This is a genomic window from Ramlibacter sp., assembly GCF_041916345.1.
GTDB lineage: Bacteria > Pseudomonadota > Gammaproteobacteria > Burkholderiales > Burkholderiaceae_C > Ramlibacter.
The window spans coordinates 43387-66468 of record NZ_JAYRZR010000012.1 but is presented as its reverse complement, the minus strand read 5'-3'; the positions used below and the strand labels follow the sequence as shown (position 1 = coordinate 66468).

At 69.8% G+C, this 23082-nt stretch carries 24 protein-coding genes; 17 read left to right on the top strand and 7 right to left on the bottom strand.

All coding sequences use genetic code 11. The features are described 5' to 3' along the window. From ACE3T5_RS05970 to ACE3T5_RS05925, 10 genes are all read left to right on the top strand, one after another. Positions 1 to 184 (top strand): NADH-quinone oxidoreductase subunit H (locus ACE3T5_RS05970; protein WP_374665483.1); only part of this gene is annotated, 184 nt, incomplete at its 5' end. An 8-nt stretch (positions 185 to 192) separates the two neighbouring features. Further along, entirely contained in the window at positions 193 to 714 is a 522-nt protein-coding gene (nuoI, locus tag ACE3T5_RS05965; RefSeq protein ID WP_374665480.1) for an NADH-quinone oxidoreductase subunit NuoI, read from the top strand. Between the two features lie 105 nt (positions 715 to 819). Continuing rightward, positions 820 to 1479 carry an NADH-quinone oxidoreductase subunit J gene (locus ACE3T5_RS05960; protein ID WP_374665478.1) on the top strand — a complete coding sequence of 220 codons (660 nt, stop codon included), beginning with the start codon at positions 820 to 822 and terminating at the stop codon, positions 1477 to 1479. 25 nt (positions 1480 to 1504) lie between these two features. After that, positions 1505 to 1813: an NADH-quinone oxidoreductase subunit NuoK gene (gene nuoK, locus ACE3T5_RS05955; RefSeq protein WP_374665476.1), complete on the top strand. Its 309-nt coding sequence runs from the start codon at positions 1505 to 1507 to the stop codon at positions 1811 to 1813. Positions 1814 to 1846: 33 nt separating this feature from the next. Beyond that, complete coding sequence (nuoL, locus tag ACE3T5_RS05950; RefSeq protein WP_374665474.1) at positions 1847 to 3886, top strand: NADH-quinone oxidoreductase subunit L; 2040 nt, start codon at positions 1847 to 1849, stop codon at positions 3884 to 3886. 13 nt (positions 3887 to 3899) lie between these two features. Continuing rightward, the gene (locus tag ACE3T5_RS05945; RefSeq protein WP_374665472.1) at positions 3900 to 5378 is read left to right on the top strand and encodes an NADH-quinone oxidoreductase subunit M; all 1479 of its coding nucleotides are present in this window, start codon (positions 3900 to 3902) and stop codon (positions 5376 to 5378) included. A 22-nt stretch (positions 5379 to 5400) separates the two neighbouring features. Next, a complete protein-coding gene (gene nuoN, locus ACE3T5_RS05940; RefSeq protein ID WP_374665470.1) occupies positions 5401 to 6888 on the top strand; it encodes an NADH-quinone oxidoreductase subunit NuoN in 1488 nt (495 codons plus the stop codon). A 20-nt stretch (positions 6889 to 6908) separates the two neighbouring features. After that, positions 6909 to 7211: a DUF2818 family protein gene (locus ACE3T5_RS05935; RefSeq protein ID WP_374665468.1), complete on the top strand. Its 303-nt coding sequence runs from the start codon at positions 6909 to 6911 to the stop codon at positions 7209 to 7211. A gap of 10 nt (positions 7212 to 7221) precedes the next feature. Continuing rightward, positions 7222 to 7809: an NUDIX domain-containing protein gene (locus ACE3T5_RS05930; protein ID WP_374665466.1), complete on the top strand. Its 588-nt coding sequence runs from the start codon at positions 7222 to 7224 to the stop codon at positions 7807 to 7809. Next, on the top strand, positions 7806 to 8255 hold the full coding sequence (locus ACE3T5_RS05925) for a DUF1178 family protein (protein WP_374665464.1): 450 nt from the start codon (positions 7806 to 7808) through the stop codon (positions 8253 to 8255). The genes ACE3T5_RS05930 and ACE3T5_RS05925 overlap by 4 nt, the downstream gene beginning before the upstream one ends. Before the next feature lie 85 nt (positions 8256 to 8340). Here the strand turns inward: ACE3T5_RS05925 and ACE3T5_RS05920 are convergent, their stop codons facing one another. Then, positions 8341 to 10107 (bottom strand): ABC transporter transmembrane domain-containing protein, encoded by a 1767-nt coding sequence (locus ACE3T5_RS05920; protein WP_374665462.1) that lies wholly within the window; start codon positions 10105 to 10107, stop codon positions 8341 to 8343. Between the two features lie 144 nt (positions 10108 to 10251). On the opposite strand from ACE3T5_RS05920, the gene ACE3T5_RS05915 reads away from it, so the two are divergent. The 3 genes from ACE3T5_RS05915 (at position 10252) to ACE3T5_RS05905 (ending at position 11976) form a co-directional block, all read left to right on the top strand. Next, positions 10252 to 11076 carry a phosphate/phosphite/phosphonate ABC transporter substrate-binding protein gene (locus ACE3T5_RS05915; protein WP_374665459.1) on the top strand — a complete coding sequence of 275 codons (825 nt, stop codon included), beginning with the start codon at positions 10252 to 10254 and terminating at the stop codon, positions 11074 to 11076. 126 nt (positions 11077 to 11202) lie between these two features. Next, positions 11203 to 11523, top strand: a complete 321-nt coding sequence (locus ACE3T5_RS05910; protein WP_374665457.1) for a HigA family addiction module antitoxin — start codon at positions 11203 to 11205, stop codon at positions 11521 to 11523. 30 nt (positions 11524 to 11553) lie between these two features. Further along, entirely contained in the window at positions 11554 to 11976 is a 423-nt protein-coding gene (locus ACE3T5_RS05905; protein WP_374665455.1) for a hypothetical protein, read from the top strand. Positions 11977 to 12000: 24 nt separating this feature from the next. Here ACE3T5_RS05905 and ACE3T5_RS05900 read toward each other — a convergent pair whose 3' ends face one another. Both ACE3T5_RS05900 and ACE3T5_RS05895 read right to left on the bottom strand, forming a co-directional pair. Continuing rightward, positions 12001 to 13080, bottom strand: coding sequence for a lipocalin-like domain-containing protein (locus tag ACE3T5_RS05900; protein ID WP_374665491.1), 1080 nt, complete (start codon positions 13078 to 13080; stop codon positions 12001 to 12003). Beyond that, the gene (locus ACE3T5_RS05895; RefSeq protein ID WP_374665453.1) at positions 13074 to 15614 is read right to left on the bottom strand and encodes an FtsX-like permease family protein; all 2541 of its coding nucleotides are present in this window, start codon (positions 15612 to 15614) and stop codon (positions 13074 to 13076) included. The genes ACE3T5_RS05900 and ACE3T5_RS05895 overlap by 7 nt, the downstream gene beginning before the upstream one ends. Before the next feature lie 41 nt (positions 15615 to 15655). Here ACE3T5_RS05895 and ACE3T5_RS05890 point away from each other — a divergent pair, with 41 nt between their 5' ends. Together ACE3T5_RS05890 and ACE3T5_RS05885 are read left to right on the top strand one after the other, a co-directional pair. Beyond that, positions 15656 to 16393 carry a GNAT family N-acetyltransferase gene (locus ACE3T5_RS05890; RefSeq protein ID WP_374665450.1) on the top strand — a complete coding sequence of 246 codons (738 nt, stop codon included), beginning with the start codon at positions 15656 to 15658 and terminating at the stop codon, positions 16391 to 16393. Between the two features lie 86 nt (positions 16394 to 16479). After that, positions 16480 to 17094: a thioredoxin fold domain-containing protein gene (locus tag ACE3T5_RS05885; RefSeq protein WP_374665448.1), complete on the top strand. Its 615-nt coding sequence runs from the start codon at positions 16480 to 16482 to the stop codon at positions 17092 to 17094. A 30-nt stretch (positions 17095 to 17124) separates the two neighbouring features. Here ACE3T5_RS05885 and ACE3T5_RS05880 read toward each other — a convergent pair whose 3' ends face one another. Further along, complete coding sequence (locus ACE3T5_RS05880) at positions 17125 to 17766, bottom strand: ABC transporter ATP-binding protein (RefSeq protein ID WP_374665446.1); 642 nt, start codon at positions 17764 to 17766, stop codon at positions 17125 to 17127. Next, positions 17766 to 18701: a tRNA (adenosine(37)-N6)-dimethylallyltransferase MiaA gene (gene miaA / locus ACE3T5_RS05875; protein ID WP_374665444.1), complete on the bottom strand. Its 936-nt coding sequence runs from the start codon at positions 18699 to 18701 to the stop codon at positions 17766 to 17768. The genes ACE3T5_RS05880 and miaA overlap by 1 nt, the downstream gene beginning before the upstream one ends. 47 nt (positions 18702 to 18748) lie before the next feature. Here miaA and aroD point away from each other — a divergent pair, with 47 nt between their 5' ends. Continuing rightward, on the top strand, positions 18749 to 19525 hold the full coding sequence (gene aroD / locus ACE3T5_RS05870) for a type I 3-dehydroquinate dehydratase (RefSeq protein ID WP_374665441.1): 777 nt from the start codon (positions 18749 to 18751) through the stop codon (positions 19523 to 19525). Here the strand turns inward: aroD and ACE3T5_RS05865 are convergent. Further along, positions 19512 to 20354, bottom strand: a complete 843-nt coding sequence (locus ACE3T5_RS05865; RefSeq protein ID WP_374665439.1) for an alpha/beta hydrolase — start codon at positions 20352 to 20354, stop codon at positions 19512 to 19514. The genes aroD and ACE3T5_RS05865 overlap by 14 nt on opposite strands. A 122-nt stretch (positions 20355 to 20476) precedes the next feature. Beyond that, entirely contained in the window at positions 20477 to 22348 is a 1872-nt protein-coding gene (gene mutL, locus ACE3T5_RS05860; RefSeq protein WP_374665437.1) for a DNA mismatch repair endonuclease MutL, read from the bottom strand. 87 nt (positions 22349 to 22435) lie between these two features. On the opposite strand from mutL, the gene ACE3T5_RS05855 reads away from it, so the two are divergent. After that, positions 22436 to 23080 (top strand): DedA family protein, encoded by a 645-nt coding sequence (locus ACE3T5_RS05855; RefSeq protein WP_374665435.1) that lies wholly within the window; start codon positions 22436 to 22438, stop codon positions 23078 to 23080. Positions 23081 to 23082: the final 2 nt, after the last annotated feature.

Genomic DNA, 23082 nt, shown 5'->3' with positions numbered 1-23082 from the left:
GATCTGGCTGGCCGCCAAGACCTTCGCGGTGGTCACGCTGTTCCTCTGGGTGCGCTCCACCTTCCCGCGCTACCGCTACGACCAGATCATGCGCCTGGGCTGGAAGATCTTCATCCCGGTCACGCTGCTGTGGCTGGTGGTGGTCGGCGCGATCATGCAGACCCCCTTCAACCCCTGGAAGTAAGGCAAGCCATGGCACACCAGGCACTGGCCTCCCATCAGTCGGCGTTCTCGCTCAAGGACTTCCTGTCCAGCTTCATGCTGGTGGAACTGTTCAAGGGCCTGCGCATCACCGGCAAGTACTTCTTCGCGCGCAAGATCACGGTGCAGTTCCCGGAGGAGAAGACGCCGCTGTCGCCGCGCTTCCGCGGCCTGCACGCCCTGCGCCGCTATGAGAACGGCGAGGAACGCTGCATCGCCTGCAAGCTGTGCGAGGCGGTCTGCCCCGCGATGGCGATCACCATCGAGAGCGACCAGCGCGCCGACGGCACGCGCCGCACCACGCGCTACGACATCGACCTCACGAAGTGCATCTTCTGCGGTTTCTGCGAGGAAAGCTGCCCGGTGGACAGCATCGTGGAGACGCACATCCTCGAATACCACGGCGAGAAGCGCGGCGACCTGTATTTCACCAAGGACATGCTGCTGGCCGTGGGCGACCGCTACGAGGCCGAGATCGCGGCCAACAAGGCGGCGGACGCGAAGTACCGGTGACGACGATGGCGTGGCGCCACAGGCTTCTGGCGATGGGCGGGCATGCCCTGTCGCCGAACCCCCAGGCCCGATGCCGAACGCCCAACGCCCAACGCTGAACGAAACATGGATATCCGAACCGGCCTCTTCTACCTGTTCTCCGCGGTGCTGCTGTTCGCGGCCTTCCGCGTGATCACGGCCCGCAACCCGGTGTACGCGGCGCTCTACCTCGTGCTCACCTTCTTCCAGGCGGCCGGCGTGTGGCTGCTGCTGAAGGCCGAGTTCCTGGCCATCTCGCTGGTGCTGGTCTACGTGGGCGCGGTGATGGTGCTGTTCCTGTTCGTGGTGATGATGCTCGACATCAACCTGCAGTCGCTGCGGCAGAACTTCTGGAAGCACTTCCCGGCCGCCGCCACCGTGGGCGCGCTGATCGCGCTGGAAATGGCCGCCGTGCTGATGGGCGGCTTCCGCGTTGCCGAGGAGCCCAAGGCCCTGCCGGGCGTGGCCGCCGCGGCGCAGGCCGGCGTTCAGTACTCCAACACCAAGGAACTGGGCAAGCTGCTCTACACCGAGTACCTGTACCCGCTGGAGGTGGCCGCCGTCATCCTGCTGGTGGCGATCATTGCCGCCATCGCGCTCACCCTGCGCCAGCGCAAGGACAGCAAGCACATCGACCCGGCCGTGCAGGTGCGCGTGCGGGCCGCCGACCGCGTGCAGATCGTCAAGCTCCCGCCCTCGCTGCCGCAGCCGCCCGCCGCCGCGGCCCCGGCCGAGCCCAAGGCGTGATGGCCCGCGCGCACCGGAGAACCCGATGATCATCACCCTCGGCCACTTCCTCACCCTCGGCGCGATCCTGTTCGCGCTGTCGGTGGTGGGCATCTTCCTCAACCGCCGCAACCTGATCGTGCTGCTGATGGCCATCGAGCTCATGCTGCTGGCGGTCAACATGAACTTCGTGGCGTTCTCCTACTACCTGGGCGACATGCACGGCCAGGTGTTCGTGTTCTTCATCCTCACGGTCGCCGCCGCCGAATCCGCCATCGGCCTGGCCATCCTGGTGCTGCTGTTCCGCAACCGCTCGAGCATCGCGGTGGAGGAACTCGACACCCTCAAGGGCTGACGCCCCGACCGCCACCGAGCCGACCAAGCCCCTATGAGCCAAACCCTCAACGCGTCGACCCTGCTCGCCGTGCCGCTGGCGCCCCTCGCCGGCGCCGCGCTGGCAGGCCTATTTGGCACCACCTTCGGCGGCAACTGGATCGGCCGCCGCCTGGCCCACACCCTGACCATCCTGGGCGTGTTCATCGCCTTCGTGCTGTCGGCCCACACGCTGTGGTCGGTGGCGGTGGATGGCGCCCGCTTCAACGCCACGATCTACGAGTGGATGGTGATCGGCAGCCTCAAGATGGAGGTGGGCTTCCTGATCGACGGCCTGTCCGCCATGATGATGTGCGTGGTGACCTTCGTGTCGCTGATGGTGCACATCTACACCATCGGCTACATGGAGGAGGACGAAGGCTACAACCGCTTCTTCGCCTACATCTCGCTGTTCACCTTCTCCATGCTCATGCTCGTCATGAGCAACAACTTCCTGCAGCTGTTCTTCGGCTGGGAGGCGGTGGGCCTGGTCTCCTACCTGCTCATCGGCTTCTGGTTCACGCGACCGACGGCGGTGTTCGCCAACATGAAGGCCTTCCTGGTCAACCGGGTCGGCGACTTCGGCTTCATCCTCGGCATCGGCCTCATCGCCGCCTACGCGGGCACGCTGAACTACGGCGAGACCTTCGCCAAGGCCGGCGACCTGGCCAAGATGGGCTTCCCGGGCAGCGACTGGATGCTGATCACCGTGATCTGCATCTGCCTGTTCATCGGCGCCATGGGCAAGAGCGCGCAGTTCCCCCTGCACGTGTGGCTGCCCGATTCGATGGAAGGCCCCACGCCCATCTCCGCGCTGATCCACGCCGCCACCATGGTGACGGCCGGCATCTTCATGGTGGCGCGCATGTCGCCGCTGTATGAACTCTCGGACACCGCTCTGTCGTTCATCCTCGTCATCGGCGGCATCACGGCGCTGTTCATGGGCTTCCTGGGCATCATCCAGAACGACATCAAGCGCGTGGTCGCGTACTCCACGCTGTCACAGCTCGGCTACATGACGGTGGCGCTCGGTGCGTCGGCCTACTCGGTGGCGGTGTTCCACCTGATGACGCACGCGTTCTTCAAGGCGCTGCTGTTCCTGGCGGCTGGCTCGGTCATCATGGGCTGCCACCACAACCAGGACATCCGCTGGATGGGCGGGCTGCGCAAGTACATGCCCATCACCTGGATCACCGCGCTGCTGGGTTCGCTGGCGCTGATCGGCACGCCGCTGTTCGCCGGCTTCTACAGCAAGGACAGCATCATCGAGGCGGTGCACTTCAGCAAGCTGCCGGGCGCGGGCTTCGCCTACTTCGCGGTGCTGGCCGGCGTGTTCGTCACCGCCTTCTACTCCTTCCGGATGTACTTCCTCGTGTTCCACGGCAAGGAGCGCTTCGACCAGAACCCGGACGCGCACCACGATGACCACGGCCATGGCCACGACGATCATCATGAGCCGCACGAGTCACCCTGGGTGGTGACGGCGCCGCTGATCCTGCTGGCGATCCCCTCGGTGGTGATCGGCTTCCTGTTCATCGGCCCCATGCTGTTCGGCGACTTCTTCAAGGACGCCATCGTGGTGGATGCGGCGCGCCACCCCGCCATGGCGGAACTCGCGAAGATCTTCCACGGCCCGCTGCAGATGGCGGCCCACGGCCTGATGACCGCGCCCTTCTGGCTGGCGCTGGCCGGCGTGGGCACGGCCTACTACATGTACATGGTCAACCCGGCGCTGCCCGGGCGCATCCAGAAGGCCATCCAGCCGATCCACACGCTGCTGGAGAACAAGTACTACATGGACTGGATCAACGAGAACATCCTCGCGCGGGCGGCGCGTGCGCTGGGCACCGGCCTGTGGAAGGGCGGCGACCAGGGCGTGATCGAGGGCGTGTTCGTCAACGGCAGCGCGCGCGCGGTCGGCTGGTTCGCCGGCATCGTGCGCTGGGTGCAGTCAGGCTACATCTACCACTACGCCTTCGCGATGCTGCTCGGCGTGATCGTGCTCATGACCTGGTTCGTGAGCTGGCCCATGATCACCGACTGGCTCAGGAAGTAGGGGAACAACAACAATGCAAGTCGGACTTCTGAGCCTCTCCATCTGGACGCCCATCGTCTTCGGCGTCATCCTGCTCGCGCTCGGCCGCGATGACCAGGCGCGCGTGGTGCGCTGGGTCGCGCTGGTCGGTGCCATCGTCAGCTTCCTCGTCACGCTGCCGCTGTACGGCGGCTTCGACACCGCCACCTCCGCGATGCAGTTCGTCGAGAAGGCGCCCTGGATCGACCGCTTCGCGGTGCACTACCACCTGGGCGTGGACGGCATCTCGCTGTGGTTCGTGCTGCTCACCGCGTTCATCACCGTGGTGGTGGTCATCGCCGGCTGGGAGGTGATCACCGAGCGCGTGAACCAGTACTACGGCGCCTTCCTCATCCTGTCGGGGTTGATGGTCGGCGTGTTCAGCGCGCTCGACGCCATCCTGTTCTACGTGTTCTTCGAGGCCACGCTGATCCCGATGTACCTGATCATCGGCATCTGGGGCGGCCCGAACAAGATCTACGCGGCGTTCAAGTTCTTCCTGTACACGCTGCTGGGCTCGCTGCTGATGCTGATCGCGCTGGTGTACCTGTACACCAAGTCGGGCGGCAGCTTCGACATCGCCACCTGGCACAAGCTGCCGCTGTCGGGCACTGCGCAGACGCTGCTGTTCTTCGGCTTCTTCGCCGCCTTCGCGGTGAAGGTGCCGATGTGGCCGGTGCACACCTGGCTGCCCGACGTGCACGTGGAGGCGCCCACCGGCGGCTCCGCCGTGCTGGCGGCCATCATGCTGAAGCTGGGCGCCTACGGCTTCCTGCGCTTCTCCATGCCCATCGCGCCCGATGCCTCGCGCGAGTGGGCCTGGCTGATGATCGGCCTGTCCATCATCGCGGTGGTCTACGTGGGCCTGGTCGCCATGGTGCAGCAGGACATGAAGAAGCTGGTGGCCTACTCGTCGGTGGCGCATATGGGCTTCGTCACGCTGGGCTTCTTCATCTTCAATGACCTCGGCGTGGCCGGCGGCCTGGTGCAGATGATCGCGCACGGCTTCGTCTCGGGCGCCATGTTCCTGTGCATCGGCGTGCTGTACGACCGCGTGCATTCGCGCCAGATCGCCGACTACGGCGGGGTGGCGAACACCATGCCGAACTTCACCGCCTTCGCCGTGCTGTTCGCCATGGCCAACTGCGGCCTGCCCGCCACCGCCGGCTTCGTGGGCGAGTGGATGGTGATCCTGGGCGCGGTCAAGTACAACTTCTGGCTCGGCCTGTTCGCCGCCAGCGCGCTGATCTTCGGCGCGGCCTACACGCTGTGGATGGTCAAGCGCGTGTACCTGGGCCCGATCGCCAACGACAAGGTGCGCGCGCTCACGGACATCAATGCGCGCGAGTTCCTCATGCTCGGCATCCTGGCCGTGGCCGTGCTGTACATGGGCATCCACCCCAAGCCCTTCACCGACGTGATGAACGTCTCGGTGGCGGACTTCCTGAAGCACGTGTCGGCTTCCAAGCTGTGAGCGGCAAGCCGAGGACCCGACCATGATCGATACATTCAGCCTCATCCTCGTCTCGCCCGAGATCCTGCTGCTCGTGATGGCGTGCGTGGTGGCCCTGGTGGACCTGGGCGTCAAGACGCGCCTGCGCGACGGCACCTACTGGCTCTCCATGCTCACGCTGGCCGTGGTCGCGTGGTTCTGCGCCGACTTCGCCCAGTCCGGCGTCACGAGCTATGCCTTCGGCAAGATGATCGTGAGCGACCCCATGGGCAACTGGCTCAAGTGCTTCGCGGCCATCGCCATGATGGTCTGCCTGGTCTATGGCCGTCCCTACGCCGGTGACCGCGACATGCTGCGCGGCGGCGAGCTGTTCACGCTGTCGCTGTTCGCGCTGCTGGGCATCTTCGTCATGATCTCCGGCAGCAACTTCCTGGTCATCTACCTGGGCCTGGAACTGCTCACGCTCTCCAGCTACGCGCTGGTGGCCCTGCGGCGCGACAACGCCGTGGCCACCGAGGCCGCGATGAAGTACTTCGTGCTGGGCGCCATGGCCAGCGGCTTCCTGCTGTACGGCCTGTCCATGCTGTACGGCGCCACCGGCTCGCTGGACGTGGCCACCGTGTTCAAGGTCATCGGCACCGGCCAGATCAAGCACCAGGTGCTGGTGTTCGGCCTGGTGTTCGTGGTGGCCGGCCTCGCGTTCAAGATCGGTGCCGCGCCCTTCCACATGTGGATCCCCGATGTGTACCAGGGCGCGCCCACGGCCGTCACGCTGATGATCGGCTCGGCGCCCAAGCTGGCCGCCTTCGCCATCGTCATCCGCCTGCTGGTGGAGGGCATGCTGCCGCTGGCCATCGACTGGCAGCAGATGCTCATGGTGCTGGCCGTGGCCTCGCTCTTCATCGGCAACCTGGCGGCCATCGCGCAGACCAACCTCAAGCGCATGCTGGCCTACTCCACCATCGGCCAGATGGGCTTCGTGCTGCTGGGCCTCATGTCCGGCGTCGTCAACGGCAACACGCTGTCGGCCGCCAATGCGTACAGCTCGTCGATGTTCTACGTCATCACCTACGTGCTGACCACGCTGGCGAGCTTCGGCATCATCCTGCTGCTGGCGCGCGAGGGCTTCGAGAGCGAAGAGATCGCCGATCTCGCCGGCCTGAACCAGCGCAGCCCGCTGTACGCCGGCATCATGACGATGTGTCTGCTGTCGCTGGCCGGCATCCCCCCGCTGGTGGGCTTCTACGCCAAGCTCGCGGTGCTGCAGGCGCTGGTGGTCTCCGGCGCGCCGCTCTACATCGGCCTGGCGGTCTTCGCGGTGCTCATGTCCCTGATCGCGGCGTTCTACTACATCCGCGTCATCAAGGTCATGTACTTCGATGAGCCCATCACGGCCACCACCGTCTCCGCCCCGGTGGACGTGCGGGTGGTGCTGTCGATCAACGGCGCGCTGATCCTCGTGCTGGGCATCCTGCCCGGCGGCCTGATGACGCTGTGCGCGCAGGCCATCGTCAAGACCCTCGGGTCCTGAGGCGCGGGCGGGCTGGCCGCATGGAACTGACCGCATCGATCTGGCTGGTGATCCTGCTCGCGCTGGCGGCGGCGAACCTGCCCTTCCTCACGCGTCGCCTGCTGGGCGTGGTGCCGTTCGCGCGGCCCAAGCACCTGGGCATCCACCTGGCCGAGGTGCTGGTGCTGTACTTCCTGGTCGGCGGTGTCGGCCTGGCGCTGGAGAACCGCGCCGGGCGCATCGCGCCGCAGGGCTGGGAGTTCTACGCCATCACCGGCGCGCTCTTCCTCACGCTGGCCTTCCCCGGCTTCGTGTGGCGCTACCTGTACAAGCACCGCGATTGACCGCCTGCCCATGGCCGAAGACGCCCACCTCATCGAGCAGCGGACCGGCCGACAGGAGCTGCTGAAGGGCCGCTTCCTGCACGTGGTGCGCGACACGGTGCGCCTGCCCGATGGCGGCGAAGCCACGAGGGAGTTCGTACTCCATCCCGGCGCGGTGGCCGTGGTGCCGCTGCTCGACGACGGCCGCATCGTGCTCGAGCGGCAGTACCGGCATGCGGTGGGCGCGGTGCAGATCGAGATCCCCGCCGGCAAGCTCGATCCCGGTGAGCGGCCCATCGCCTGCGCCCAGCGCGAGCTGCTGGAGGAGACGGGCTACGTGGCCAGTGAGTACGCGTATGCGTTCACGCTGCACCCCACGGTGGCGTACTCCGACGAGTTCATCGAGATCTGGTTCGCCCGCGGCCTGACCGCCGGCACCGCCCGCCTGGACGAGGGCGAGTTCCTGGAGGTGTTCACCGCCACGGCGGATGAGTTCCTCGCCTGGTGCCGTGATGGGGTCATTCGCGACTGCAAGACCCTGGCCTCGGCGCTGTGGCTGCAGAATGTGCGTTCGGGGGCCTGGAATCTGGACTGGCGGCCCCCATCCTCGCATCCATGAAGGTCCTCAACCTCCAGTGTCGCCATGGTCACGCCTTTGAAGGCTGGTTCGCCTCGGAAGACGACTTCCAGGCCCAGCTGGGCCGCGGCCTGGTCGAATGCCCGCTGTGCGCGGACGCCCAGATCGCGAAGATGCCCTCTGCGCCACGGCTGAACCTCGGTGCCGCGGCGCCGGTGGAGGCGCCGGCCGAGCGCCAGGCCGTGGCCACCACGCCCGATGCGCAGCTCCAGGCGGCCTGGCTGCGCATGGTGCACGAGGTGATGACGCAGACCGAGGACGTCGGCGAGCGCTTCGCCGAGGAAGCCCGCCGCATGCACTACGGCGAGACCGAGGAGCGCGGCATCCGCGGCCAGGCCTCGCGCGAGGAAACGCGCGAGCTGCTGGAGGAGGGCATCCCGGTGCTGCCGTTGCCGCTGCCCAAGGGCTTGAAGGGGCCTGTGCAGTAGGGGGCCCTACGAAGGCGGGCACGGTCTTGTTAGGCCTCTCGTAGGCTGGGGTGGAGTGCCAGCGCAACCCCAACGCTCCACCCCCTCAATCCAGCCACTGCAACGCCGCCAGCCGCGCATACGCCCCACCGCGGGCCACCAGGTCCTCATGCCGCCCCGTCTCGACGATGCGGCCATGATCCAGCACCACGATGCGGTCCGCCTTCTGCACCGTGGCCAGCCGGTGCGCGATGACCAGCGTCGTGCGACCGCGCATCGCCGATTCCAGTGCGGCCTGCACCACGCGCTCGCTCTCGGCGTCCAGCGCGCTCGTGGCTTCATCCAGCAGCAGCAGCGGCGGGTTCTTCAGCATCGCGCGCGCGATGGCGATGCGCTGTCGCTGCCCACCCGAGAGGCGCACGCCGCGTTCGCCCAGGAAGGTGTCGTAGCCCTCGGGCAGGGCGGTGATGAAGTCGTGCGCGTACGCGGCCTTTGCAGCGGCCTGCACCTCGGCATCGGTCGCGCCGGGACGGCCGTAGCGGATGTTCTCCAGCGCGGAGGTCGAGAAGATCACCGGCTCCTGCGCCACCAGGCCGATGCGCCCGCGCAGGTCCGCCAGGGCCAGCTCACGCACCGGCGCGCCATCCACCCGCACCTGGCCAGCCTGCGGATCGTAGAAACGCAGCAGCAGCTGGAACACGGTGGTCTTGCCCGCGCCGCTGGCGCCCACCAGCGCGACGGTCTCGCCCGCGGCCACCTCCAGCGTCACGCCGGACAGCGCGGGTGTGCCGGGGCGCGAGGGATAGTGGAAGCCCACGTCGCGCAGGTTCACCGTGCTGCCACCGGCCACGGCGGGTAGCGGCACGGGTTGCGCGGGCGACGCCACGGGTGAGCGGCTGGCGAGCAGCTCCATCAGGCGCTCGGACGCACCGGCGGCCCGCAGCAGATCGCCATACACCTCGCCCAGGATCGCCACGGCGCCGGCGAAGATGGCCACGTAGAACGCCGCCTGCCCCAGCTGCCCCGCGGTCAGCCGCCCCGCGATCACGGCCTGCGTGCCCTGGTAGAGGCCCCACAGCACCAGCGCCGCGTTGGCGATGATGACGAAGGCCACCAGCACGGCCCGCGCGCGCGTGCGGCGGATGCCGGTGGCAAAGGCGTTCTCGGTCGCATCCCGGAAGCGCCCGGCCTCGCGCGATTGCGCGGTGTAGCTCTGCACCGTGGGGATCGCGTTCAGCACCTCCGCCGCGATGGCACTGGAGTCGGCCACGCGGTCCTGGCTGGCCCGCGACAGGCGCCGCACCCGGCGGCCGAAGGCCATGGCAGGCAGCACCACCAGCACCACCACCAGCAGCACCTGCAGCATCACCATCGGGTGCGTCACCACCAGCATGCCCAGGGCGCCCACGCCCATCACCAGGTTGCGCAGGCCGAGCGAGAACGAGGAGCCCACCACCGTCTGCACCAGTGTCGTGTCGGTCGTCAGGCGTGACAGCACCTCGCCCGTCTGCGTGGTCTCGAAGAACTCGGGGCTCTGCTCCAGGACGTGCGCGTAGACGGCGGTGCGAAGGTCGGCCGTCACGCGCTCGCCCAGCCAGCTCACCATGTAGAAGCGCGCGGCGGAGGCCACGCCCAGCGCCACCGACACGCCGAACAGCGCCAGGAAGTGCCCGCGCAAGGCCACCAGCCGCTCACCGGGGTCGGCGGCCAGGCCGCCGTCGATGAGGCCGCGCAGCGCGATCGGAAAGGCCAGCATCGCAGCCGATGCGGCCAGCAGGAACAGGCCCGCCGCCGCGATGCGCCAGCGGTAGGGCCGCAGGAAGGGCAGCAGCCCCGAGAGGGATTGGGGGGACTTCGCAGCACCTTCTGTCATTCACCGAGTGTAGGGGCCGATTCTTCGTCTCCGATGAGGGGGCGGGCGACCCATGCATCGTTTCAAACCGTATCCAGGCTTTGCCAGAGGCAGCATCCTGCGCAAAATGGTGACGCGGCCCCCGCAGGCCGTTGAAAGGGAGTGATGATGTTCAAGACGCGCCTCGCGGTCGCGGCCCTGCTGGCTGCCGCCGCCTTTTCCGCACAAGCCCAGGGCCGGGATCTCGTGCTCGCCATCAGCGAGGGCACCTCCGGCGGCACCGACCATGCCCGCGTGGTCGCCAAGTACGGCGGGCTCGCCAACGTGCTGGGGGATGCCATCAAGCGCCGCGTGGTCGTGGTGTTCGTTCGCGAGTTCGCGCAGCTCGAGGAGGGCATGAAGACCGGCCGCTTCGACTTCGTCATGGCCCGGCCCAGCGACTACCCCGCGCGCGGCGTGCGCAACCACGGCTACCGGTATGTGGCCCATGCCAGGCCCGACGGCCAATGCCTGCTGGTCGTGCCCAAGGCCTCGCCGATGAAGAGCCTGGCCGAAGCCCGAGGCAAGCGGTGGGTGCTGCCCGAACAGGCTGCCTACATGACGAAGTTCTGCACCGCCGAACTGCGCGACCAGGGCATCGACCTGACGAAGGAAAAGGTGACCTACGTGCGCGAGCAGGCCTCCATCGGCCAGTACCTGCAGACCAGCCTGTCCGACGTGGGCGGCGTGGCGTCGTACTCCGGCCTGGCGCGCGACCTGGAGAAGAACGGCCTGACGGTGCTGCACAAGAGCACGCCCCAGCCGTACTTCCCGCTCGTGGCCGGCAAGGGCATCACCCCCGCGCAGGTCGAGGCCGCGCAGAAGCAACTCGCGGGGATCGAGCAGATCCCCATGGGGCCCGACATCCTCAAGTCGATCGGCATCGAGGGCTTCGACGTGAGCGGCGCGAAGCGGCTGGGGGATCTGCTGGCGTGGATCGAGAAGAAGTAGCGGGGTGCCGGGTGCTGCATGCCGACTGTAGTCAGTGGAAACTGGCGGCTGATCTTCCGGTTCGACGGGGGCGACGCCGAACTGGTGGATTACCTGGACTATCACTGACCTCGAAAGGAGTACTCGATGGCACACATGCACATGCCGCCTCATCCGGGCGAGACGCTGCGCGAGGACGTTCTGCCGGCGCTCGGCTTGACGGTCACCCAGGCTTCCGAGCAACTGGGGGTGACCCGTGTCACGCTGTCGAGGGTGTTGAACGGCTCGGCCGCCGTGTCGCCCGAAATGGCCCTGCGCATCGAGAAATGGTTGGGCCCCGAAAATGGCGGTTCCGCCGAGCTGTGGTTGCGTCTGCAGGCTGCCTATGACCTGGCTCAGGCCAGGAAGGCGCGCGCTCCCTTGTTGCGTGGCATCAAGCGAGCCAAGCTCGATGGCGCTCAGGCGTAGAGGGCTGTGGCGTCAGCAGAAGAGCATGGCATGACGCCTTCAGATGGCCGCCATGGCGTTTCAATGCGTGTGCCAGGAGTCTTCGGCCTGGTGGCCCTGATGGGTTACTTTTCCCTGGCCTTGAACGGGTTCTGCTTCTCGAAGCTTCGCTTCCTGTCAGACGCGGAACTGTTCGACAGTGCAACGGCCTATGCCAGGCAGCGTCACTCGGCAATGGACTCATTCGGTCGGCAAGTGCCGTTTCTCAGCGAGAGGCTGGCCCCTGACTGCTGCCACTTGGATCGATCCCTGCAGGGCCGATCCCTGACGGATCTCTTCTGTCCGAACTACGCGCTGGTGACAGTCAGCCTGCCGTGGGCCGACGGCAGTCGACGTGCAATGGAGACGACGGTCATGGTGACTGCTTGCGGCCATGCGGTGGATCATGTCGGCTTCGAAGCGCGAGCGCTCTGAACGAGCGCCAGGTCCTGCTGGCCCCTACATCCGCAACCGCTGCCCGTACCCCGTCATCTCCAGATACCCGCGCCCCACGGGGCGGCCATTGCTGTCGATGAGGTCCGACAGGCCTTCCCAGTAGATGGCGCCGGTGCTGGCGCGGCTGTCCAGCTCCTGCGCGTCGACCACGGCGCGCACGGTGTAGAAGTCCGCGGGCGTGCGCACGATCCACTCCACCGGGTAGCTCGCACCCGAGGCAGGGCTGGTCCAGCGGCGGCGCGGCTGGAACTGCGTCTCGCCGGGGCTGGCGATGTACAGGCCGGCCTTCGGGTGGCGGAAGGATCCGCCGTCCCACAGGCTGCTGCCGTCCGCGCGCCGCAGGCGGAACGCGGTGAGGGCGCTGCCATCCTGCAGGTTCATGCCGATCCAGTCCCAGCCCACGGCCTCGGGGTGCAGCAGCGCCTCGCTCCACTCATGGTCCATCCAGGCCTGCCCCGTGATCTCGAAGGCCTGCCCCTTCAGCACGATGCGTCCGCTGGCCGCGAGCTGGGGGATGCTGTAGTAGTAGCTGGCCTGCTCGGGCTGGGGCCCCTTGCGTGAGAGCCCATCACGGCCTTGCAGCAGCAGCGGCTGGGTGGCCGCGAAGCGCAGGTCCAGGCTGAAGTCGCCGGCCGGCAGCCGCGCCGTCCACACCTCGCCGCCGGCCGGGGTGTCGGCGCGGTCCAGGGACCAGTCACGCAGCCGCAGCCGGGCGTCGTCTTCCGCCGCTTCGGCGATGCCGAAGCCCTGGCGCGCGATGCGCTGGTCGTGCCACAGGCGCCGGCCCTGCACGTCAGTGACCGCGGCATGGGCGAAGATCAGCTGGCGTGCGGCGAAGCGCGACTGCATGCCCTGCGTCGAATCCACCCGCGAACGGAAGAAGGTGACCTGGAAGCCGAACTGCCGCTCGCCCGCGCGCGCATGGCCGGTCACGTACCACCACTCGGTGCGCAGGTTTGGGTGCGCGCCGTGGTCGCGCGGGAACTGCAGCTGGCGTGGCGGCAAGGCGCTGGCGGCGGCAGGCGTGCCCGCCAGCGGCAGGGCGGCCAGGCCCAGCAGCAAGGGCCGGCGCGCGATCACCAGTCCTCCTTCACCGCGCGCACCGCGTCGCGCGTGGCAGCGGCCCGGCCCGCGAGCCAGGCGGTCAGGGTGCCGGCCACGACGACCGCGGCGCACAGCAGGGCCAGCCGGTTCCAGGGCGCGCGCAGATCCATCGTCCAGTGGAAGCTCTGCGGGTTGACCACGTGCACCAGCACGATCGCCACCGCGATGCCCAGCGCCAGGCCAGCCAGTGCGCCGATCAGCGTCCAGGCCGCGCCTTCACCGGCCACCACGGCCAGGATCTGCCGACGCGTGAGCCCCAGGTGGGCGAGCAGGCCGAACTCCTTGCGGCGGGCCAGCACCTGCGCGCTGAAGCTCGCCGCCACGCCGAACAGGCCGATGCCGATGGCCACGGCCTGCAGCCAGTAGGTGACGGCGAAGCTGCGGTCGAAGATGCGCAGCGAGATGGCGCGGATCTCGGCCGCCGAGGCGAACTCGATCAGGCCTTCGGTGCCGCCCTCGCGCGCAGCCGCCGCGCGCAGGCCGGCCTGCACCTGCGCTGCGTCCGCGCCCGGGGCCAGCCAGAGGTGCAGTTCATTGACCCGGACGTCCTGGGTGAGGTCGCGATAGGCGCGCAGATCCATCATCAGCGTGCCGGACTGCCGGGCGTAGTCACGCCACACGCCGGCCACGACGTACGGTCCGCCGCCGATGGCCTGCGCGAGCGGACGGAACACCTCGCCGGGCTTCGCGCCATACAGGTCCACCAGCGCCTCGCTCACGTAGATCGGTACCTGGCCGGGCGGTGTGGGCAGCAGGTTCCCCACCAGGGGCAGGGTTCGGGCGGGGTCGTCGAGCGGCCGTGCCAGCAGCGCGACGGGTGGGCGCGCGGAATCCAGGGTCAGTGGCCGCACGCGCTGGGTGGCGATGCGCGCAACGCCCGGCAGTGTGCCAGCCGCGTCGACGAAGCCCGGCGTGAGGAAGGCCGCGTCCCCCGTCGCCGTGGAAAGGGCCGTGCGCGCGTACAGGTCCGCCGGCAGCAGCACGTCGAGCCACTGCGACACGCTGGCGCGAAAGCTCGTCACCATCACCGTCAATGCCACCGCCAGGCTGAGCGCGGCCACCACGCCGCTCACCGCCACCGCGGCGCTCTCGCGAACGCGACGCGCCCGCTCCACCGCCAGCAGGGCCAGCGCGCGCGTCGCCACGCGCGGCGCGATGCGGTCGTACACCACCGCCACCAGCGGCGGCAGCGCGGCGATGCCGCCCACCAGCAGCAGGCCCACGCTCAGATACGCCGCCAGCGGCACACCGGCCACCGGTGGCAGCAGGGCCAGCAGGCCACCCGCGGCCATCAGCGCCGCGCCGGCCAGATGCCGCCGTGCCGGTGGCAAGGCGGCGCCCAGGCCCTTGAGGCTCTGCGCCAGTGGCAGCACGGCCGCCTGCCGCGCCGGCAGCCAGCCGCCCACCACCGCCGCGGCCACGCCCAGCAGGCCGTAGAGCAGTGCGGCCGGCGTGTCCCACTGCAGGCGCGGCGCGGCGCCCGCGAAATAGCCGCCGCCCAGGTCGCCGCCCAGCACCCGCAGCGCGAGCAGGGCCAGTCCAGTGCCCACGGCGATGCCGAGTGCGCTGCCCACCAGACCGAGCACCGCCGACTCGGCCAGCACCAGCCGCAGGCGCTGGCGCGCCGTCAGGCCCAGCACGCCGAGAAGGGCGAAGGAGCGCGTGCGCCGCGCCACGCTGAGTGCCTGCACCGAGAACACGAGGAAGGCGCCGGTGAAGAGCGCCACCAGCGCCAGCACCGTGAGGTTCACGCGGTAGGCCCGCGAGAGCGCACCGGCCCGGCGGCCGGCATCGCCGGGGTCGGCGGGCTGCACATCGGGCGGCAGCGAGACCTCGCGCAGCCAGTCCGCCACGGGCGTCCCGGGCGCCAGGCGCACGTCGATGCGCGTCAGCTCACCGGCGCGCCCGAACAGATCCTGCGCGGCGCCGATGTCCATCACCGCCAGCGGCCCGCCGCCCGCGGCCACCGTGCCGGCCACACTCACCTCGCGCAGCGTCATGCCGACCTGCACCCGCAACTGGTTGCCGGACCAGAACACCCGTGCGGCGGGGTTCAGGAACACGCGGCCCGGCGCGAGGATGGCGAGCCGCTCTCCATCGGTGCCCGGCACGGGCATGAGGCCGGGTGCGATGGCGGCGATCTGCAGCGCGTCCAGCCCCAGCACGCGCAGGGTATGGCGCCGGCCGTCCTCGCCAGCGGCCAGCGTCTGCACCTCCAGCATCGGCACTGCCACCGTCACGCGCGGGTCGGCCGCGATCCGCGCGTACAGCGCTTCGTCGAAGCCGCCCTGCACGGCCCGCAGTTCCACGTCGGGCTGGCCGCCGGCGGACCGTGCGGCGGCGGTGAACTCGTCCAGCGCCGAGGCGTTGATCAGGTGCACCGAGAAGCCCAGCGCCACACCCAGCAGCACCGCCAGCACCGCGGCGGCCGATCGCCATGGGTGATGCCGCAGCTCCTGCCACGAGAACGTGGCCAGCAGCGTGGGCAACACGGGCCGGGCCTGGGCATCCATGGTGGGGATTGTGGCGTGCCGCGCCCTTGCACAATGGCGTGATGGAGAAGGACACCGACATCGAGGCCATCGAGCGTGCCACGCTGGCGGCCGTGCCGCCCGAGGCGCAGGAAACGCTTGCGGGCTGGCTGCTGGCCTATGACAGCGGCACCGTCGGCCGCGCCCACAGCGGTGTGCCGCTGGCGCACGATGAGGCCACCGCGGCCGCCTGGCCGCAGGCCGTGGCGGCGTACCGCACCCGCGGCCTGCGGCCCGTGCTGCGGTTGCCCGAGGTGCCGGTCTTCGAACGCCACCACGCGGCGCTGCAGGCGGCGGGCTTCACGCCGACCCAGCCCACCCTGGTGCAGGCGACCGATCTCGCGCGGTTCAGTGTCTACCCGTCGCGCGCGGATGTGCTTCTGGCCGACACACCATCGACCGCATGGCGCCAGGTGTTCCTGGGTGAAGGCTTCGATCCGGTCGACGGCGCGAGCCGCCTCACCATACTGGCGCGGGCGCGCTCGTCCGTCTTCGCCAGCATCGAGCGCGACGGCCAGGTCGTGGCGGTCGGCTCGGCCAGCCTGGCCCATGGCTGGTGTGGCATCCATGGCATGCGCTCCCTGCCGGCCTGGCGCGGCCAAGGGCTGGCCAGTGCGATCCTGGCGGCGCTGGGGCAGGCGGCACAGGCGCGCGGGCTAGCGCGAGCCTTCCTGCAGGTGGAGGCTGGGAACACGGGGGCGCAGGCGCTGTATCGGCGGGCGGGTTTTGCCACCGCATGGGGGTACCAGTACTGGAAGTGACGCGGGCACCAGGGAACTTCAACCGGCCGCCAGCCTCCCACCAGGGGCTGCCTGCGCGGCCCCTTCCCGCCACTTAGAATCCCCCCGTGCAAAGACGATCCCTCCTCCAGGCGGCCTGTGCCGCATCCGTCCTGACGCTCGCCGCGTGCAGCAAGGAAACGCCCGCCGGCGGCAGCAGCAGTGGCCCCGCCGCCACCGATGCCAAGCCGGGCAGCGTGGCGCCCAGCATCGAGGCCATCACGGCCGAGGCGACCGGCTTCAACGTCGGCTCCTCCATGGTCACCAAGGTGGCCTACGTGTTCTTCGATCCGCAGTGCCCGCATTGCGCGGTGCTCTGGAAGACCTCGCGGCCGCTCAAGGCGCAGACGCGCTTCGTCTGGATCCCGGTTTCGCTGCTCAACGACAAGAGTGCGCCGCAGGGGGCCACGCTGCTGGCCGCGGCAGACCCGGTGGCCGCGATGGACGAGCATGAGGCCCTGATGGCCGAGAAGAAGGGCGGCATCTCCGCCATGAACGCCACCGACGAGCGCAAGGAACAGGTGAAGCGCAACACCGCGCTGTTCACCAAGTTCGGCTTCGGCAGCGTACCCACCGTGGTGGCCAAGCACGGCCAGACCGGCCAGCTCGTCACGGTGGAGGGTTCCGCCCCGACGGACGTGCTGGCCCAGCGCCTCGGCCTGAACGCCCCCGCGGGCTCCTGAGCCCGCCCGCACCCCGCGCGGGCGCCGGCATCAGCCGATGCCGTCCTCGCGCAGGTGCAGCACGCGGTCGGCCAGCCCGGCCGCGGCTTCCGAGTGGGTCACCAGCACCAGCGCCGCGCTGGCCTCGGCGGCCTGGGTGCGCAGTACCTCCATCACCATCGCAGCGGTCTTCGGATCGAGGTTGCCCGTGGGCTCGTCGGCCAGCAGCACGCGCGGCCGGTGCACCAGCGCGCGCGCGATGGCCACGCGCTGCAGCTGCCCGCCGCTCAGCGTGGCCGGCAGCCGCGACTCGAAGCCCTGCAAGCCCACAGCCGCCAGCATGGCCTGCACACGGGCGGGATCCGGCCGCTTCTGCAGGAGCAGCGGCAGCGCAACGTTCTGCCCCACATCGAGGTGCGGCAGCACATGGAAGGCCTGGAACACGAAGCCCAGCCGGTCGCGCCGCAGGAGGGCCCGCGCTTCGTCGTCCATTGACCCCAGGTCGAGGCCGTCGACGCGCACCTGGCCCGCATCCCAGGTCTCCAGGCCGGCCAGGCAGTTGAGCAGCGTGGACTTGCCCACGCCGGATTCGCCGACCACCGCCACGAACTCGCCGGCGGCGACCTCGAAGGTGACGTCGCGGAACACGTCCACCTCGCCATAGCGCTTGACGAGTCCCTGTACCGACAGCATCACCTCGCCCCCTCCGCCGCGCGCAGCACCTGCGCCAGGGCGTACGGCGCGTCGCATGCAATCACCTCACGGGCCGGCATGGCGCGCAGCCAGGTGAGCTGGCGCTTGGCCAGCTGCCGCGTGGCGGCGATGCCGCGCTCGCGCAGTACCGCCATCGGCGCACCGGTTTCCAGCGCTTCCCACGCCTGCCGGTAGCCCACGCAGCGCATGCTGGGCAGGCCGGCGTGCAGGTCACCCCGGGCGCGCAGCGCGCGCACCTCGTCCAGCAAGCCGGCGGCCAGCATGGCGTCGAAGCGCTGCGCGATGCGCTCGTGCAGCCAGGCGCGAGATGCAGGTTCCAGCGACAGGAAGCGATCCGGCGTGAAGCCTTCGGTGCGGGCCTCGCCATGGAACGCGGTGATCGGTCGTCCGCTCACGCGCAGCACCTCCAGCGCGCGCTGGATGCGCTGTGCATCGTTGGGCGCGAGGCGCGCTGCCGTCTCGGGGTCACCCTTGGCCAGCTCGGCATGCATCGCGGGCCAGCCCAGACGCTGCGCCTCGGCCTCGATGCCGGCACGGACCGCGGGATCCGCCGCCGGCATCGCATCCAGCCCTTCGAACAGCGCCTTGAAGTACAGCATGGTGCCTCCCACCAGCAGCACCGGACGCCCGCGCGCGCGGATCTCTCGCACGAGCCGCAAGGCGTCCGTGGCGAAGGCCGCGGCGCTGTAGGCCTGCGTCGGCTCCAGGATGTCGATCAGGTGGTGCGGCACGCGCGCGCGCTCCTCGTGCGAGGGCTTGGCGGTGCCGATGTCCATGCCGCGGTAGACCAGTGCCGAATCCACGCTCACGATCTCGGCGCCCAGGCGCCCGGCCAGGGCCATGGCGGCGGCGCTCTTGCCGCTGGCGGTGGGGCCGGCGAGGGCGATGACGGGAGGCAGCTTGGGCGACGACATGCGAAGGCGCGATTGTCCCCGAGGTCGCTTGCCTACAATCCGCGCCCATGGTCTTTCGCCCCCTCACTGTCGCCGGCCGCCCCGTGGCCCAGGACCGCCTGCCCGCCGTCTGCGCGCCCCTGGTCGCCACGGACATCGCTTCCCTCGTCGAGGAGGCCCGTCGCGTGGCCGCGCTGCAGCCCGACCTGCTGGAGTGGCGGGTGGACTTCTTCCAGCGCATCGCCGACACGCCCGCGGTGCTGGCCGCGGCGCGGGCGCTGCGCGAGGCCGTGGGCGATCTGCCGATCCTGTTCACGCGCCGCTCGATCCGCGAGGGTGGCCAGGTGATCCCGCTGGACGAACCCGGTGTGGCCGCACTCTACGAGGCCGTGGCCATCAACGGCACGGTGCAGTGGCTGGACTGGGAACTGTCCGCCGACGCGTCCCTGCGCGCGCGCGTGCAGGCCGCCGCGCGCAGCGCCGGCCTGCAGGTGGTGATGTCGTGCCATGACTTCGCGCGCACGCCCGCGCCCGCCGACATGCTGGCCACGCTGCAGGCGATGGACGCGGCCGGCGCCGACGTGGCCAAGCTCGCGGTGATGCCGCAGTCGATGGCCGACGTGCATGCCCTGCTGGGCGTCACGCTGGAGGCCGCGCAGACGCTGCGCATTCCGGTGGTGACGATGGCGATGGGCGGCCTGGGCGCCGTCACGCGCCTGTGCGGCGGCGTGTTCGGTTCGGCGCTCACCTTCGCGGTGGGGTCGGCCGCCTCGGCGCCGGGGCAGATGCCGATTGCCGACGTGCGCGCGGCGCTGGCCGTGCTGCAGCGGGCTACTTCAGGCTGAACAGCTGCGCCAGCGCCTCGCGGTACAGGCCCTGGCCGACCGCGTTGGTGTTGAAGTGCGAGCCGCCCTCCACCAGCACGAAGCGCTTGGGCCCGGTGGCGGCCTCATAGAGGCGGCGGCCGAGGTCGCTGGCGATCAGCCGGTCCTCGGAGCCGTGCACCACCAGCAGCGGCGAGTTGACCTTGGCCACCTTCTTCACTGACTCGAAGCGCTGCGTGATCAGCGGCCCGATCGGCAGCCAGCCCCACTTCATGGTGCTGGCGACGTCCGGGATGCTGGTGAAGGTGCCCTCGACGATGACACCGCGCTCGTCGTCCACGCGCGCGGCGAGGTCGATGGCGATGGCGCCGCCCAGCGAGTGGCCGAAGATGTAGCGCGGTCGGTTGGGGTAGCGCGCGGCCAGCCAGTCCCAGGCGGCGCGGGCATCCTCATAGGCCATGTCCTCGCTGGGCAGGCGCGGCGTGCTCTTGCCGAAGCCGCGGTAGTCGATGGCGAGCACCGAGAAGCCAAGCTCCTGCATGCGGCGGATGCGCGGCGCCGAGCCTTCCACGTTCCAGCGGGCGCCGTGCAGGTACAGCAGCACCGGGCCATCCTTCGGGCGGGTGGCAGCGGCCGTCCACAGGCCGTGCAGGCGGGTGGGTTCGCCGGTCACCTGCGAGGGAAACTCGATCCACACCTCGTCCATCTCGCGCGCCAGCTCCGCGGTGTAGCCCCAGCTGCGGTCGCTGGGCTGGAAGATCCATTGGCGCTGGCGCTCGTCCAGCGTCGCGCAGCCGACAGTCAGCAGCGCGGCCAGGGCGGCCAGCAGGAGGGGCAGGAGGCGTTTCATCGGGGCGGGTCACCCGGTTGCGGGAGCAGGTGTCCAGGAATGACCGGGCGAATGGGAGAAAGTTTCGCATGAAGCGGGGCGGCGTGCAGCGCAACCCCAGCGATTCAACCCCGCCCGCGCCCCTACCGCCCCCGCAGGAACAACCCATCCAGCTCCCGCAGCGTCACCTGCCGCCACGTCGGCCGGCCGTGATTGCACTGGTCCGAGCGTTCGGTCGCCTCCATCTGGCGCAGCAGCGCATTCATCTCCGCGTGCGTGAGGCGGCGATTCGCGCGCACCGCGCCGTGGCAGGCCATGGTGGCGAGCAGCTCGTTGCGGGCGCGCTCGACCACGGTGCTCGCGTCGTGCTGCGCCAGCTCCGCCAGCACGCTGCGCGCCAGCGCGACCGGGTCGCCTTGCGCCAGCGTGGCCGGCACGGCCCGCACCGCCAGGGTGCGCGGCGAGAAGGGCGTCACCTCCAGGCCGAGCGCGGCCAGCGTGTCCGCGTGCGCTTCGGCCGTGGCCACCTCGTGCGGGGTGGCGGCGAAGGTGGCGGGGATCAGCAGCGGCTGCGCCTGCAGCTGGCGCGCGTCCATCAGCGTCTTCAGCCGTTCATAGACGATCCGCTCGTGCGCGGCATGCATGTCCACCACCACCAGGCCCTGGGCGTTCTCGGCCAGGATGTAGACGCCATGGAGCTGGGCAATGGCCTGGCCCAGCGGCCACGCTTCGGCCGCCGGCTGCGCATCCGCCGGCGAGGGGGGCTCGAATGCCGAGCCTTCAGCCATTGCCCGCGGCAGCGGGGCCGCAAGCGCGGGCTCCGCGGCCACGCGCGGGGTGCCCCATAGCACCTGCAGTTGCGCCATGGACTGTGCGGCCTCTGCGGCGCTGGGTGCGAAGGTGAAGCGCGGCTGCTGCCATGCAGGGGCGGCAGCCGAATCGCCGCGCCACGGGGCGGGCGAGGGCGCGCCTGCGCCTTCCGCCGCGGGCGGACCGCCCGCCTGGCCAGCACGCGGCGCCGACAGCGCGGCCTCCACCGCATGCCGCACGGCCTGGTGCACCTCTCGGCTGTCGCGGAAGCGCACCTCGATCTTGGTGGGGTGCACGTTCACGTCCACCCGCGCCGGATCCACCTGCACGTGCAGCGCGTACACAGGCTGCCGGTGGCCGTGCAGGAGATCCTCGTAGGCGCTGCGCGCGGCATGGGTGAGCACCTTGTCGCGGACGTAGCGGCCGTTGACCCACGCGTACTGCCAGTCGGCCCGCGAGCGGGCGGCATCCGGCACGCCCGCGCGCCCCGTCACCCGCAGCGGGCCGGCGGCGAAGTCCACCACCACGCTGCCGGTCAGGAAGTCATCCCCCAGTACGTCGGCCAGGCGCTGGTCGGCGCTGCCGGGGCGCCATTGCTCGACGAGCCGGCCCTCGTGCCAGATGGCGAAGCCCACGTCCGGCCGCGCCAGCGCATGACGGCGCACCGCCTCGACGCAATGCGCGAGTTCGGTGGCGTCGGTCTTCAGGAACTTGCGGCGCGCCGGCGTGCTGAAGAACAGCTCCTTCACCTCCACCGTGGTGCCGGTGGCGCGCGCGGCAGGGCGCAGCTCGCCACTGGCGGCCTCCAGCAGCCACGCCGAGGCTGCGCCCTCGAAGCGCGAGAGCAGCGTCAGCTCCGACACCGAGGCGATGGCGGCCAGCGCCTCGCCGCGAAAGCCCATGGTGCCCACCGATTCCAGATCGGCCAGCGACCCGATCTTGCTGGTGGCATGGCGACGCAGGGCGAGCGGCAGATCCTCACGCGGGATGCCGCCGCCGTCATCTTCCACGCTCACCAGCCGCACGCCGCCGGCCAGCAGCCGCACGGTGACCTGGCGCGCGCCGGCGTCCAGCGCGTTGTCCACCAGTTCCCGCACCACCGAGGCGGGGCGCTCCACCACCTCGCCGGCGGCGATCTGGCTCACCAGTTCGTCCGGCAGTTCGCGGATGGGCCGGCGCGGGGGCGGGGAGAGCATGGCGTTCATGGGCAAGGGGCATTCTAGGGCGGCATCCACCGAGGCATGGCCCCGCGCGGCGAGGGGCGGCGGCCGGCCCGTCGATAATCGCGGCCCATGGAAATCGCCAGCTTTCTGATCGACTTCATCCTGCATGTCGACCGGCACCTCGAGCACTTCGTTGTCACCTATGGCGCGTGGGTCTACGCGCTGCTGTTCCTGATCATCTTCGTGGAGACGGGCGTGGTGGTCATGCCGTTCCTACCGGGGGATTCGCTGCTGTTCGTGGTGGGGGCGCTGTGCGGGCTGGGGCTCATGAGCTATCCGCTCGCGGTGCTGCTGCTGTGGCTGGCGGCGGTGCTGGGCGACCAGTGCAACTACACCATCGGCCGCTGGTTCGGCCCGCGCGTGTTCCAGTGGGAGCAGTCGCGCTTCTTCAACAAGCAGGCCTTCGACCGCGCGCATGCCTTCTTCGAGAAGCACGGCGGCATCTCGATCATCCTGGCGCGCTTCTTCCCGTTCCTGCGCACCTTCGTGCCCTTCGTGGCGGGCGTCGCGGCGATGACGCGGACCAAGTTCACGCTCTACAACATCGTGGGCGCGGCGATCTGGGTCGTGGGCCTGGTGACCGCGGGCTTCTTCCTGGGCAGCATCCCCTGGGTGAAGCAGAACCTGGACAAGATCATCTGGGCCATGATCATCATCCCCGGCCTGCTGGTGATCGGCGGGGCCTGGAACGCGAAGCGCAAGGCCGCTGCCTGAGC

Bases quoted from the DNA above. Each gene is read 5' to 3' on its own strand.
- ACE3T5_RS05960 (WP_374665478.1), top strand. From the start codon at position 820: ATGGATATCCGAACCGGCCTCTTCTACCTGTTCTCCGCGGTGCTGCTG.
- ACE3T5_RS05890 (WP_374665450.1), top strand. From the start codon at position 15,656: ATGGAGAAGGACACCGACATCGAGGCCATCGAGCGTGCCACGCTGGCG.
- ACE3T5_RS05915 (WP_374665459.1), top strand. From the start codon at position 10,252: ATGATGTTCAAGACGCGCCTCGCGGTCGCGGCCCTGCTGGCTGCCGCC.
- ACE3T5_RS05865 (WP_374665439.1), bottom strand. From the start codon at position 20,354: ATGAAACGCCTCCTGCCCCTCCTGCTGGCCGCCCTGGCCGCGCTGCTG.
- ACE3T5_RS05895 (WP_374665453.1), bottom strand. From the start codon at position 15,614: ATGGATGCCCAGGCCCGGCCCGTGTTGCCCACGCTGCTGGCCACGTTC.
- ACE3T5_RS05925 (WP_374665464.1), top strand. From the start codon at position 7,806: ATGAAGGTCCTCAACCTCCAGTGTCGCCATGGTCACGCCTTTGAAGGC.
- ACE3T5_RS05905 (WP_374665455.1), top strand. From the start codon at position 11,554: ATGACGCCTTCAGATGGCCGCCATGGCGTTTCAATGCGTGTGCCAGGA.
- nuoN (WP_374665470.1), top strand. From the start codon at position 5,401: ATGATCGATACATTCAGCCTCATCCTCGTCTCGCCCGAGATCCTGCTG.
- nuoL (WP_374665474.1), top strand. From the start codon at position 1,847: ATGAGCCAAACCCTCAACGCGTCGACCCTGCTCGCCGTGCCGCTGGCG.
- ACE3T5_RS05880 (WP_374665446.1), bottom strand. From the start codon at position 17,766: ATGCTGTCGGTACAGGGACTCGTCAAGCGCTATGGCGAGGTGGACGTG.
- ACE3T5_RS05945 (WP_374665472.1), top strand. From the start codon at position 3,900: ATGCAAGTCGGACTTCTGAGCCTCTCCATCTGGACGCCCATCGTCTTC.
- nuoI (WP_374665480.1), top strand. From the start codon at position 193: ATGGCACACCAGGCACTGGCCTCCCATCAGTCGGCGTTCTCGCTCAAG.
- ACE3T5_RS05935 (WP_374665468.1), top strand. From the start codon at position 6,909: ATGGAACTGACCGCATCGATCTGGCTGGTGATCCTGCTCGCGCTGGCG.
- ACE3T5_RS05855 (WP_374665435.1), top strand. From the start codon at position 22,436: ATGGAAATCGCCAGCTTTCTGATCGACTTCATCCTGCATGTCGACCGG.
- nuoK (WP_374665476.1), top strand. From the start codon at position 1,505: ATGATCATCACCCTCGGCCACTTCCTCACCCTCGGCGCGATCCTGTTC.
- ACE3T5_RS05920 (WP_374665462.1), bottom strand. From the start codon at position 10,107: ATGACAGAAGGTGCTGCGAAGTCCCCCCAATCCCTCTCGGGGCTGCTG.
- mutL (WP_374665437.1), bottom strand. From the start codon at position 22,348: ATGAACGCCATGCTCTCCCCGCCCCCGCGCCGGCCCATCCGCGAACTG.
- ACE3T5_RS05930 (WP_374665466.1), top strand. From the start codon at position 7,222: ATGGCCGAAGACGCCCACCTCATCGAGCAGCGGACCGGCCGACAGGAG.
- ACE3T5_RS05910 (WP_374665457.1), top strand. From the start codon at position 11,203: ATGGCACACATGCACATGCCGCCTCATCCGGGCGAGACGCTGCGCGAG.
- miaA (WP_374665444.1), bottom strand. From the start codon at position 18,701: ATGTCGTCGCCCAAGCTGCCTCCCGTCATCGCCCTCGCCGGCCCCACC.
- aroD (WP_374665441.1), top strand. From the start codon at position 18,749: ATGGTCTTTCGCCCCCTCACTGTCGCCGGCCGCCCCGTGGCCCAGGAC.